The 12952-nt window shown below is 41.2% G+C and carries 12 protein-coding genes; 7 read left to right on the forward strand and 5 right to left on the reverse strand.

The annotated features are described in order from the left end of the window. Window positions 1–186 precede the first annotated feature (186 nt). Window positions 187–990, forward strand: a complete 804-nt coding sequence (locus BUB08_RS06885) for a polysaccharide biosynthesis/export family protein (protein WP_073000190.1) — start codon at window positions 187–189, stop codon at window positions 988–990. Continuing rightward, window positions 987–3497 carry a GumC family protein gene (locus tag BUB08_RS06890; RefSeq protein ID WP_073000192.1) on the forward strand — a complete coding sequence of 837 codons (2511 nt, stop codon included), beginning with the start codon at window positions 987–989 and terminating at the stop codon, window positions 3495–3497. Before BUB08_RS06885 ends, BUB08_RS06890 begins: the two co-directional genes overlap by 4 nt. A 21-nt stretch (window positions 3498–3518) precedes the next feature. Here BUB08_RS06890 and BUB08_RS06895 read toward each other — a convergent pair whose 3' ends face one another. The 3 genes from BUB08_RS06895 to BUB08_RS06905 all read right to left on the reverse strand — a co-directional run bounded on the left by BUB08_RS06895 (window position 3519) and on the right by BUB08_RS06905 (window position 5850). Next, the gene (locus BUB08_RS06895; RefSeq protein ID WP_073000194.1) at window positions 3519–4952 is read right to left on the reverse strand and encodes a pyridoxal-dependent decarboxylase; all 1434 of its coding nucleotides are present in this window, start codon (window positions 4950–4952) and stop codon (window positions 3519–3521) included. A gap of 266 nt (window positions 4953–5218) precedes the next feature. Continuing rightward, entirely contained in the window at window positions 5219–5491 is a 273-nt protein-coding gene (locus BUB08_RS06900; protein ID WP_073000196.1) for an acylphosphatase, read from the reverse strand. Then, on the reverse strand, window positions 5491–5850 hold the full coding sequence (locus BUB08_RS06905; RefSeq protein ID WP_073000197.1) for a hypothetical protein: 360 nt from the start codon (window positions 5848–5850) through the stop codon (window positions 5491–5493). Before BUB08_RS06905 ends, BUB08_RS06900 begins: the two co-directional genes overlap by 1 nt. Before the next feature lie 167 nt (window positions 5851–6017). On the opposite strand from BUB08_RS06905, the gene BUB08_RS06910 reads away from it, so the two are divergent. Continuing rightward, entirely contained in the window at window positions 6018–6257 is a 240-nt protein-coding gene (locus BUB08_RS06910) for a hypothetical protein (RefSeq protein WP_073000199.1), read from the forward strand. 29 nt (window positions 6258–6286) lie between these two features. Here the strand turns inward: BUB08_RS06910 and BUB08_RS06915 are convergent, their stop codons facing one another. Then, window positions 6287–7285: an FAD:protein FMN transferase gene (locus tag BUB08_RS06915; protein WP_073000201.1), complete on the reverse strand. Its 999-nt coding sequence runs from the start codon at window positions 7283–7285 to the stop codon at window positions 6287–6289. Between the two features lie 134 nt (window positions 7286–7419). After that, entirely contained in the window at window positions 7420–8709 is a 1290-nt protein-coding gene (locus tag BUB08_RS06920; protein ID WP_073000203.1) for a type IX secretion system plug protein, read from the reverse strand. A gap of 330 nt (window positions 8710–9039) precedes the next feature. Between BUB08_RS06920 and BUB08_RS06925 the strand changes: the two genes are divergently transcribed. Genes BUB08_RS06925 through BUB08_RS06940 form a run of 4 tightly spaced genes read left to right on the forward strand, consistent with a single transcriptional unit; the run spans window position 9040 to window position 12945 of the window. Then, window positions 9040–10386: a Na(+)-translocating NADH-quinone reductase subunit A gene (locus BUB08_RS06925; protein WP_073000205.1), complete on the forward strand. Its 1347-nt coding sequence runs from the start codon at window positions 9040–9042 to the stop codon at window positions 10384–10386. 34 nt (window positions 10387–10420) lie between these two features. Next, window positions 10421–11578: an NADH:ubiquinone reductase (Na(+)-transporting) subunit B gene (locus BUB08_RS06930; protein WP_073000207.1), complete on the forward strand. Its 1158-nt coding sequence runs from the start codon at window positions 10421–10423 to the stop codon at window positions 11576–11578. 17 nt (window positions 11579–11595) lie between these two features. Continuing rightward, window positions 11596–12297, forward strand: coding sequence for an NADH:ubiquinone reductase (Na(+)-transporting) subunit C (gene nqrC, locus BUB08_RS06935; RefSeq protein ID WP_073000209.1), 702 nt, complete (start codon window positions 11596–11598; stop codon window positions 12295–12297). A gap of 3 nt (window positions 12298–12300) precedes the next feature. Then, window positions 12301–12945, forward strand: coding sequence for an NADH:ubiquinone reductase (Na(+)-transporting) subunit D (locus tag BUB08_RS06940; protein ID WP_073000210.1), 645 nt, complete (start codon window positions 12301–12303; stop codon window positions 12943–12945). The last annotated feature ends 7 nt before the right edge of the window (window positions 12946–12952 follow it).

Raw genomic sequence — 12952 nt, forward strand, 5'->3', positions numbered from 1 at the left:
ATGCTCCGTTCTATATTCTTTACAATTCTTCAAAATTACAAATAATTGACAAAGTAAAAAGCACTGAGAGGCGTGTTAAAAATTAGTAAACATACAAACCGCTCAAAAATGGTTTTTTTGCAAAAGATAGGAACGGGCACTCAAAAATCATTACATTTGTTCGCAACTCAAAAAAAATTCAGACGCATGTTAGCCAATAGATTACGTAACACGAGGTTAAGCTTTATAATAGTTATTCTATTTGCAGTTGTAACTTCCTGCAGTACGCCATTAAATGAGTTAACTTACCTTAACGGAATTGACCCTGGATTAACTTATTCCAACGGACCGATTCCCGAAGAATACAGGATTCGTTCGAACGATCAGCTTTTTATTCAGGTAATAAGTGATGACCCGCTAAATGCAGCATTTTTAAACCTTACCAACACACAAGGTTCTGTTGGAAGCATGGGAAGTTCAGCCAACAGCCTTGAGCTAATAACTTACCTGGTCGGCGAAGACGGATATATTTCCTATCCTCAACTGGGAAATATTCAGGTGGAAAACAAAACAGTGTCGGAAGTAAGAGATATTATTCAGGGAAAAGTGAATAATTACCTGGAAAGCGCCTCGGTTTTTGTAAAACTTGTAAATCGTAACATTACAGTTTTGGGTGAAGTAAAACAGCCCGGACAAAAACTCATGGTAAAAAACCAGTTAACCATTTTTGAAGCGCTTGGTACTGCAGGCGATATTACAGATTACGGGAACAGGCAAACCGTTAAATTGATACGTGAATTACCCGAAGGAAAACACATTGCCTTATTGAACCTCACTGACCCCAACGTAATTAATTCGCCATATTATTATGTATTGCCACACGACATAGTTTATGTTGAACACAGCACGAAAGTTTACGGCGCCAAAAACCTGTCTTACGCTGCGCCAATAAGTATTACCGCATCAATAATCTCAATCGGATTACTGGTTCTAAATCTTTTCGGAAAATGACCCAATCAGAAATAAATAAAAACAACCAAATCAACAGTTCGTCGGATGACGATACCATTGACCTAAAAAAAATAATTTTCAAACTTTTGCACAATTGGTACTGGTTTGTACTGAGTATTATTGTTGCGCTTAGCCTTGCTTTTTTATACAACCGGTACACTACTCCGGTTTATGAAATAAAAGCATCGATGCTGGTGGAAGAGGGCAAAGCATCTTCACCACTTTCCGGCGCCATGGGCGGAGCTCAACAAAGTATTTTCCAAGGCCTTGGCGGAATGAACAGCATGCAGAATATCTACAACCAGATGGTTGTTCTCAGCTCCACGCCAATTATATCCAGAACCCTAAACGAATTGGATTTTGAGGTTAGCTATTATGCGCTGGGCAGGGTGGCAATTGCTGAACGGTACGAAGAGGTGCCGTTTCAGGTTATTTGGGATGAAGACCACCCGCAAATTATTAATGCCGATTTTTACCTCACAATACAACCCGACGGAAAACTACGAGTTGAAATGGATCAGGAAGACGTTGCCGTATACAATTACCTCGACGAAAAAATAGTTGAACGGTTGCCGCAATTTTCTTTTTCCAGAGATATTTCTGCGGGAACAAAACTAAAAGCAGAGCAATTCTCAATTACAATCCTGCTCAATGAAAAATTTAACCCGAATGCTGCCAATAGTTACAAATTCAGGTTCAACACAAAAAAATCGCTGGTTGACAAGTACAGAAAAAGTCTGGAAGTAACCTTAAGCGGAAAAGAAACTTCTATTCTGAATTTGACGTTGCGGGACTACAATGTTTCCAAAGGCGTTGCTTTCCTGAACAAACTGACCGAAGTTTACCAGTTAGACAACCTGGAAAAGAAAAATGAAAATGCCAACCGGACAATTCATTTTATTAGTTCGCAGCTGCAAAGCATTTCAGATTCGTTAAGTGTTTCTGAAAATCGCATGGAAACTTTTCAAAGTGAAAATCAGGTGCTGGACATCTCCATGCAATCGCAACAATTGCTGGAACAAATGCGGGATCTCGATCAACAACGCGTTGCCCTTGAAACCCAAAATAAATATTACCATTACCTCAGAGACTACATAAGCACAAGCTCTTCGCAGGAGATGGAAACAGTAATTGCACCGTCGGCCATGGGAATACAAGACCCACTGCTAAACAGTCTTATTCTGCAATTGAATGAGCTAATTACCGAAAAGTCAAGCCAGACATCCATCAGAAAAGGATCAGAGCACCCGACAATTTTGCGGTTAAATGCACAAATTGAAAGTGTAAAAAATTCTTTGCGCGAAAATGTAAACAACATCATTTCGCAATCAGACATGGCATTGGGGAATCTGAACCAACGAATCCGCCAGTTTGAAGGCGAAATCAGACGACTGCCGGCCACAGAAAGGAACTACGTAAATATTGAACGAAAATATAAGCTGAACAACGAGACTTACACTTTTCTGTTGCAAAAGCTTTCGGAAGCACAAATTGCGAAGGCATCGAATATTCCGGACAGCCAAATGATTGAAGAACCGCAGATGACCGGCACCGGCCCTATCGAACCAAAAACCATGATGATTTACGCAATCGGACTGCTGCTTGGGTTGGCGTTACCTGCCGGATGCATCATGCTGGGCGACTTTTTCAACACAAAAATTGTTTCGCAGGATGACATCGAATCCATCTCTGATTTTCCCATCGTCGGATATGTTTTCCAGAACCACAACGAAAACAATCGCCGCTCATTGGTACTGGACAAACCAAACTCTCCGGCAAGTGAGCCGTACCGTGCCATCAGAACCAAATTAAGTTTTGTTACCAAGGGCAAACCAAACCCCGTTATTGCAGTAACTTCAACTTTCCCAAGTGAAGGAAAATCATATAATGCAATAAATATTGCTTCTTCTTTCGCCCTGATGCGCAAGAAAACAGTACTGCTCGACCTAGATTTGAGAAATTCAAAAATGAAAGATGAATTCAAACTTGATTCAGATTTAGGAGTGGCTAATTACATTATAGGAAAAGCAACCATCGACGAAATCACTTTCAATACAAAGCATCCATGGTTTAAAATAATTCCGGCCGGACCAATTCCGCCAAACCCTGCAGAAATGCTTACTGATGACAAGTTACATCAATTACTCGAAGCACTAAAAAAGCAATACGATGTTATTGTTATAGATTCGGCGCCGGTAGGGTACGTTGGTGACCTTTTTCAGTTGCATGACCTAATTGACTCCAATCTGTTTGTGGTAAGACACAAATACACCAATAAAATGGCATTAAAAATTGCCCTGGAAGAAGTAACAAAACACCAATTAAAAGGAGTTGGCATTATTGTAAACCAAATCAAAATCGGGAAAAAAGCCTACGGATTAAACAGTGGTTATGGCTACGGATATGGTTATGGCTACGGATATGGTTATGGTTATGGCTACGGATACGGACAAAAAAACGATGGTAAAAAATCTAACCGGAAATTTTTAAACCCGGAAGAAGTTTAAATTCTCCCGGGCATCGTATTTCTATAACAAGCTCAGTTTTTTTGCAGTGTTCTGAATCAGCTCCCAGGTTTGTTTTACATGTCGCTCCTCGGTGTGCGTTTGACCAATACTCATGCGCAATGCAATTCGTCCATTCATTTTGGTATGAGTAAAAAACGCTTTACCACTTTCGTTAACGGCATTCATCAATTTCAGATTGAATTCGTCGTCAGATTTATGCCTAAAACAGACCAAGTTCAAAGGAGGATCTACCATCAGCTCAAAATCTGAGGAAGCATCAACCCAGCGTGCAAAATCCCGGGCCATTTCAACATGTTTTCTAATGTGGTACTGCAAGCCTTCAACACCATATTGTCTGATAACAAACCACAGTTTTAATGCACGAAACCTCCGCCCCAGTTGCACATGCCAATCGCGGTAATCAAACACGGCGCCAGACTCAGTGGCTTTGTTTTTTAAATATTCAGGCAAAATTGAAAAGGTATTGATCAGTTCACTCCGATTACCAACCCAAAACACATCGCAATCGAAATTGGTGAACATCCATTTGTGCGGATTGAAACAATAGCTATCGGCCAACTCTACTCCGTCTTTAAAATGCCGGAATTCGGGACAAAGCATGGCAGTTCCGGCCATGGCAGCATCCACATGGAGCCAGCAGTTTTGGTTGTTGCAGATTTCGCCAATTTTCCGGATTGGATCCATCCCGTTGGAGCTGGTTGTTCCGATGGTTGCACACACGAAAAATGGAAGAAAACCATTACTTTTATCCCCCTGAATTTGTTCCTCCAACAAATCCGGACGCATGGCAAATGTGGCATCCACGTCAATCGTTCTAAGATTGTCGCTTCCAATTCCGGCCATTTTTATTGCTTTTTCAAGCGAAGAGTGAGTTTGTGACGAAACGTAGGCCACCAGTTTCTGCCTGACGCCGGATTTATTAGACTCCAACTTTGTGGCTCGCTCGCGGGCAGCAATCACTGCCGTTAAAGCAGAGGTAGATGCTGTATCCTGAATTACTCCGCCGCCCGAGGAAGTTGATTTGAATTTTTCAGGCATATCCATCATTTCGGCCAGCCAGTCGAGCACTCTGGTTTCCAGTTCGGTTGCTGCCGGACTGGTAGCCCAAATCATTCCCTGCACTCCCAATCCGGAGGAAACCAAATCACCCAAAATAGATGGGAACGAAGTATTAGAAGGGAAGTAGGCATAAAAATTTGGCGACTGCCAGTGTGTAATTCCCGGCATAATAATCTCGTCCATATCTTTCATTATCGATTCGAACGACTCCGCTTTCTGTGGCGGATTATTTGGGAGTTTTTCAATTACCTCTCCGGGTTCTACCTGCGACAACACCGGATATTTTTCAATATTTTCATAATAATCGGCAATCCAGTCAATTATTTTTTTTCCCTCTTCCCTAAACTGAGAAGGGCTAAGATGGTAATTTTTCATCCGTTTAAAATTTTATTTTTATTGCAAAAGATCAAATTCGCATAAGACTTTCATCATCCCGACTGATGTAATTTTCATGCTCATTCTTCACTATTAAAATTGATTGTTTTCAGTAATATTATTGTATGGAACTTACATTTATTCTAACTAGCCTCGGGGCGTAATTTTTCCATACTCGTTTCATTTTAGTTTTTCTTCAAAACATATTTGTCTGCGGCAAACTCCGAAACTAATTTCATGTAAATTATTACATATTATCTCTTTGACTAATGTTTGATTCGAAAATCGGAAAAGTCTTCCAATTGAGGCATTTGATTTTTTCTCAGCGAAATAACCCTTGCCAAAGGCGGACCGATTTGCAAATAATCAAAAAATGTCTCCATGTCTTTAGCATCTCCCTGTGCCATAACCAGCACACCGCCTTCGGTTGTATTGCGCACCCAGCCTTTTATTCCCAGTTCTGTTGCTTTTCGTAACACGAAGTAACGAAAGCCTACTCCTTGTACCCGACCTGCAACTTTAACTTCGTACTGTACCATCAATTTTGTTTAAACTGTTCTATAATTTCGGGCTGCGCCAATGCCCAGATGGAATAAACGCCAACCGCAGTGCCCACCGGGAAATTAACCAAATCGAGCACAGATACAATTAACGTTAATATGCGTGCCCACTCTTTTCGTTTGAAGAGTCCGATTCCGCCAACAATACCAGGAAGGCTTAACACAATCATAAAAATCACCAATACCTTGGCAATAATCGACAAAACAAACCGCGCCTGGTCGTCGTTCGACAAATCTCCTATGAAATAAAACAAAACATATACAAAAATACCGGCCAGAATACCCAAAATACTCAATCCGATATGCAGGGCTGCAACAATATTAACATGCTTTTCCATAATTTGATTGATTTAAAATTGAATTAAAATTACAAAAAACGAAGCTATTGCACGGGTCAGCAGAAATATTTTAGACCAAATCCAACATTTTCGAGACAAACGGGTTATTTCTTTAGAAATATTTTAAATAAAGATTTAATTTTGCACGCAGAAAAGGAGACAAAAATATGGAGGTTATTAAAGTTGTTTTATTGACAGTTGCATTAGTTTCAATAGCCATGCTGGGACTGGCAACACAAATTTTGTTAAAAAAAGGCGGAAAATTTCCCAACACTCATGTTGGCGGAAACAAATACCTGAAGAGACAGGGAATTCACTGTGCCCAAACCCAGGATAAAGTTGAAAGGGCAAAGGTAAAAAGGCAGGTAGATTTCAAAAACGTAAGAATTGCTAACACCAGCAAATAATTCAAAGGCCGGAACAACATCCGGCTTTTTTATTTCACCAGGTGCTCTTTAAAACCTTCCGACAGATAAACGTCGTTTTCTCCCTCTCCGTTTACATAAATGAAATAAACTTTTATTCCGGGTGTCTGCTCGGCAATTTCAATTGATTTTTCGAGGCCCAGAACCATAAACGCAGTTGCAAAAGCATCGGCATCTATACAACTATCTGCCAAAACAGTTGTACTTAACAAACTGTGTTGCACCGGATATCCGGTTTTCGGGTCGATTGTATGAGCAAACTTTTTGCCATCTTCCACATAAAAATTTCGGTAGTTGCCCGAGGTTGCCAACGCATGTTCAGGCAAATGCACCTTAGCCTGAATGTCATTCGATGCAAAAAAAGCCATTTCATCCGGCTTGCTGATTCCGATCGTCCACACCCGGCCTTTTTCATTTTTACCCCTGGCAACCACTTCCCCGCCAATTTCAACCATATAATTTTCGCATCCGTTTTTGGCCAGAAACTCGCCAACCAAATCGCTGGTAAAACCTTTAGCAATGGCGCTCATATCCAATTTCATATTGGGGTTTTCCTTAAAAACCGTATTGTTCTGAAGTTTTACTTTATGAAAACCGGTAATTGCCTTGAGGCTGTCCACAATTTCTTTGGTCATTTTGCTTTTTTCTTCGGGACCAAATCCCCACGCATTAACCATCGGCCCGGCTGTAATATCGAAGGCACCACCTGTAATTTCAGAAATTTCCATGGCCCGGTTATAACATCTCAAAAACAACGGATGCAATTCTACCGGTTTATTGTTGTTCACTTTTGAAATAACCGAAGTGCTGTCGTATGTCGAAAAAATCTTATTGTATCCATTCAAAAGGTCAGTTATTTCATTCTGCAGGTCTTTTCCTTCGGGACTTTCGTAAACAATATGGTAGTTGGTTCCATAAATATATCCCTGGTTGTAAATATATTTTGACGGCTGACGGCAGGTAAACATTGATAAGCTGATGAGCAGCAGCAGTAAGATCCCTGATTTCATTCTTTTTGGTTTTAATTCAGGACGAAGTTAAGCAAAATACGTTTTTCAGAATTAGTTTAGGGCCAAACATTAATAAATACAAAACAAATACTGACCAGCATTTGTGTGCAAAACAGATGTTCAGAAAAAGCTATTTAATTTCTGTCGACTTTCGAGTTGAGTTGTCGGTAACCCACCAGGCGATCGTAGCGACTCGACCGTTCTTTGTAATAAACAAATATCTGGTAATCATTTTCGGTTTCCCAAAAACTTCCCTCCAGATTTTTGTGATCGGCCACGGCAGAACCCTGAGGAACATACACGTACATGTAATTGTAATAACCCTGTTTTAACAAAAGCGTCAACTCATAGGCGCTTGTGTTGAAATTCCAGGTCATTTCGTTTGTTTTGTTGGCATTCCAATAATTCAGTGCGCCAAACACATTTACGGTTCCACCCAGCAAAATGGCTTCCAACGGAAGTGAAAAATGGACAAATGTATAGTCGCACTCGGTATCGAAATCATCCACTTCGGGATCCTGACTTTCAACAACGTAGTTGCCATTCATCTCCTGGTACGAAAAAAAACGTTTATTCACCCGCACTTCATCCGGCACAAGTGTTTTATGGAAGTAAGGCCGAAAAAAATCTGTAGCCTGTACATTTTCGCCATTAAACCGGTTTGAACGGTTATCGAAGTATCGAAACTCGTTCCCCGCCGCAAAAACGTTTTCCCGGTTATAATCGTAAATCAATGCTCTGTCCCGAATAAAAAGCGGCTTCAGATTTCGGATGGCATTATCCCACCGGTTGTTTTGCATGAGTACTACTTTCACTTCTTCCTGTGGGTTTTCAATGGGCAAATTTTCGTGAATAATAGTAAAATCGACTTCGTGGTTTTCGCCTTTAAAAGCATCAAGCGTGGCGCGCCGAACAGTTCCCTGAATTTCCACCATGGGTTCAACCACATAAAACCGCTTGCTTAAAACGATGTTTTCCTTATCGCCGTTTTCGTACACAACCAAAGCATAATTTCCCGACAATTTAAAGTCCATATTCTCATTGGGAAGAAACAACTGGTAATTCACATAATCAAACGATGTATTAAAAGAGCGGGCATAATCATTCAGCGGATTTTCTGCAAAACCGTCGATGTAGTCGCTTTGAGGAACAAAACTTTCGTTCCAGTCGGCATCGCAATGTATTACCGTGTAATAGTAATCTTTAACTTCTCCCGACAGGTCGTCAAACTTAAAAACCAACGGCGTTTCCTCTCCCATTTCCAAGATGGGATTCGAAAGTTCAAACCCGTTACGAAACATCTGCATCGATTTAATATCTTCTTTATAAACCGCATTTTCGTAATAAAAATTCTCTTCGGGAGTATTTGCCCGTCCGGTAAAAACAAACGGAAAAAACAATATAAATAATAGTATTCTGCTCATGTTAAGATAGTATTAAGGCCATTTTGCGAACAAATTGACGTTTCAGCAAAGGTATTTTTTTTACACATTAATCTAAAGCCAATATTTCATTTTATAAAAAAACAGGAGTGTTAACTGCTCAATTCTAAGCAAAACGCGGCTTTTATTTGAGTCAATGCTTTTTTTATTCCAATCATAATATCAATTACGGGGAAAGATTGACATATATCTTCGTTCATATTGACTTATTTGTATATTTTGAACCCTTGATTTTTCAGCATTTAACGTTGTGAGAAGTGAATTTATTATTTACTTTTGCCAACCTAAAAATTAATACTATTCTTGATTAAAATGTCAGAAGTCATTAAGTTAAGGAAAGGGCTGGATATTAAGCTCAAAGGAGGTGCTGAGACAGTGCTTGAAACGCTTCCGGTTCCTTCCACAATTGCATTAAAACCCACAGATTTCCCCGGACTTACCCCAAAATTGAGTGTGAAACCCGGATACGAAGTAAAAGCGGGCGATGCTTTGTTTTACGACAAATACCATCCCGAGGTGGTTTTCACTGCTCCGCTGGGAGGAAAGGTAGCTTCAGTCAATCGAGGTGAACGGAGACGTATTCTGGAAGTGGTTATTGAAACAGATACCAACGCCGGCTTTGCCGAATTTAAAAAAGCAAAACCAGGCACACTTTCGGCTGACGAAGTGAAAGAGCAGTTGCTAAAAAGCGGTTTATGGCCGTTTTTAAAACGCCGTCCGTACGGAACATTAGCCTCGCCACAGGAAAAGCCCAAAGCCATTTTCGTTTCCACTTTCGATACCGCCCCGCTTGCCCCCGACTATAATTTTATTATGGAAGGACAACTGGGATCATTCCAGACCGGTATTGATGCGCTGGCAAAACTCACAGAGGGAAAAGTTTTCCTGGGAGTATCTGAAAAATCGGTTTTTACAAACATTAAAAATGCCGAAATTAAACAGTTCTCAGGACCTCACCCGGCAGGAAATGTAGGGGTGCAGATTAGTCACGTTTCGCCAATTAATAAAGGCGAAGTGGTTTGGACGGTAAATCCACAGGATGTACTGTTTATCGGAAGGCTGTTTGAAACCGGGAAAGTAGATTTCACTAAAATTTTCACCCTGGCAGGCTCAGAAGTCGAAAAGCCCAAGTATCTGCAAACCGTTTTAGGAGCACCTGTTTCGTCGATAACCGACGGACGCCTGAAAAAAGCAGATCACAATCAACGCATCATCAGCGGAAACGTTCTTACCGGAAAAAAGGAAGACCCCATGAATTACATCGGGTTTTACGATTCGCTGGTAACTGTTATACCTGAAGGTGACGAATACGAGCTGTTTGGATGGGCTGCCCCCGGCGTTGATAAGTTCAGTGCTTCAAAAACCTTTTTATCCAAGTTGTTCCCCAAAAAAGAGTACGAGTTAAATGCTAATATGCATGGCGGTGAAAGAGCTTTTGTGCTTTCCGGACAATACGAAAAAGTAGTTCCGATGGACATTCTTCCCGTATTTTTATTGAAAGCGTGCCTTATCCACGACATCGATAAAATGGAACAACTCGGCATCTACGAAGTAATAGAAGAAGATTTAGCTCTGTGCGAATACGTTTGTACTTCAAAAATAAAAGTACAGGACATTTTGCGCGCCGGAATCAACACAATGATAAAAGAGCTTGGATAATTTTTGCAAGAAATAATAAATCAGTCTGATTGAGATGAAATTCTTAAAGAACTTTTTTGAAAGAACAGAACCGCTTGTACAAAAAGGGGCAAAATATCACTGGCTCCAATCGGTACACGACGGATTCTTTACTTTTTTGTTTGTACCAAAACAAACCTCTAAAACAGGCACACACATTCACGATTACATCGACCTGAAACGCACCATGTCTATTGTAGTAATGGCGCTCATCCCGTCGTTGCTGTTTGGCATGTACAATGTTGGGTTGCAGCACTACAAAGCAATTGGAGAAATGGCTGCTGTCGGATTTTTTGACATGTTCCTTTACGGACTGTTAAAAGTCCTTCCCATCGTAATCGTTTCTTATGTTGTGGGGCTGGGAATCGAATTTGCCTTTGCCCAAATGAGAGGACACGAGATAAACGAAGGATTCCTGGTATCGGGGATGCTTATCCCGTTAGTAATGCCTGTTGAAACGCCACTTTGGATGATTGCCGTTGCCACAGCTTTTGCCGTTATTTTTGGCAAAGAAGTGTTTGGAGGCACCGGAATGAATATTTGGAACCCGGCGCTTCTGGCGCGTGCTTTCCTGTTTTTTGCCTACCCGGCACAGATGTCAGGAAACGCGGTTTGGGTTGCATTGGGAAAAGGCGATGTACCAATTGACGGATTCACAGGGGCAACACCAATGGCCGATGCAGCTGCAGGCAACATTACCTTTAGCGCTGCCGATGCTTTCTTCGGATTTATTCCCGGGTCCATTGGCGAAACAAGTACCCTTGCAATTTTAATAGGGGCAGTAATTCTATTGGTTACCGGAATAGGGAACTGGAAAATTATGCTATCAACTGTTGCCGGCGGCGTGGTAATGGGTATTTTACTCAACATCTTTGCCGTTAATGCATACATGGAACTTCCGTTCTGGCAGCATCTCTTCCTCGGAGGTTTTGCTTTTGGAACTGTGTTTATGGCCACTGACCCTGTTTCGGCTGCTCAAACTGAAAAAGGAAAATGGATTTACGGATTCCTCATTGGTATTCTGGCCATATTAATCCGCGTGGTTAACCCGGCCTACCCCGAAGGAATGATGCTGGCGATATTACTGATGAACACTTTTGCACCACTTATCGACCATTACGTGGTACAGGGTCACATCAAACGCCGCTTAAAAAGGGCTAAAGTTACCGCATAACAGAAAAATTAGAAATTATGGACAGGAACAGTAATACATACACATTCATTTACGCTGCGGTAATGGTAGTACTGGTTGCTGCAGTGCTTGCCTCTGCTGCAACGGTATTGCGCCCAAAGCAGAACAAGAATGTTGAAATAGAGAAAAAACAGAACATTCTGGCGTCAGTAAATATTGAAAGCACTTTTGACACCGCCGAAAAAATTTACGCTGAACAGATAAAAAAACAGTACGTTGTTAATTCAAAAGGCGAAGTAATCGACGGAGAAGATGCTTTTACAGTTGACCTGAAAAAAGAAAAAGCAAAACCTGTTGAAGAACGGATGCTTCCGGTTTTTGAATGCCAAACCGAGAGCGGATTGAAATACGTTTTTCCGATGCGCGGCACCGGCCTTTGGGGACCTATCTGGGGCTTTGTTTCTTTAAACGATGACATGAGCACCATCTTTGGAGCCAACTTCGACCACGAAGGCGAAACTCCGGGACTAGGAGCAGAAATAGCAACCACCTGGTTTCAGGAAGAATTTAAAGGAAAAAAAATATTGGATGAATCAGGTAAACTGGTTTCCATAACAGTGAAGAAAGCAGGGCAGGATGCTCCGGCAGAACACAGCGTTGATGGAATTTCGGGTGGTACCATTACCAGTAAAGGACTGGAACAGATGCTACTTGATGATTTTAACAGTTACCAGGAATTCTTAATGAAGAAAAAATCATAGACGATGAGCGAACCATTATTTTCAAAGAAAAATTTAAAGTTGCTGTCGGACCCAATTAACAACAGCAACCCAATTACCGTGCAGGTTTTGGGTATCTGCTCGGCGCTGGCAGTAACGGCTCAGTTAAAGCCTGCAATTGTAATGGCACTTTCAGTAATGGCAGTGCTGGCTTTAGCCAACGTAATTATATCTCTTTTACGAAATACAATTCCCAACCGAATTCGAATTATCGTTCAGCTGGTTGTAATTGCAGCACTTGTAATTTTGGTTGACCAGATTTTACGCGCCTACGTTTACGACGTAAGCAAGCAGCTTTCTGTTTTTGTCGGGCTGATTATTACCAACTGTATTCTTATGGGAAGGCTCGAAGCATTTGCCCTTGGCAACCGCCCTTGGCAATCGTTTCTCGATGGTATTGGAAATGCTGCCGGTTATGGAGTAATCCTTATTATTGTAGGATTCTTCCGCGAATTATTTGGCTCAGGCTCTGTTCTTGGGTTCCAGATTATCCCCGACAGCTGGTACATTTCCAACGGAGGTTTTTACGAAAACAACGGGATGATGATTTTGCCGCCAATGGCACTTATCACAGTAGGAATAATAATTTGGGTGCAACGTAGCCGCAACCGGAAACTCATTGAGGATTAATACTAAT

It is taken from the genome of Mariniphaga anaerophila, from assembly GCF_900129025.1.
Lineage (GTDB): Bacteria > Bacteroidota > Bacteroidia > Bacteroidales > Prolixibacteraceae > Mariniphaga > Mariniphaga anaerophila.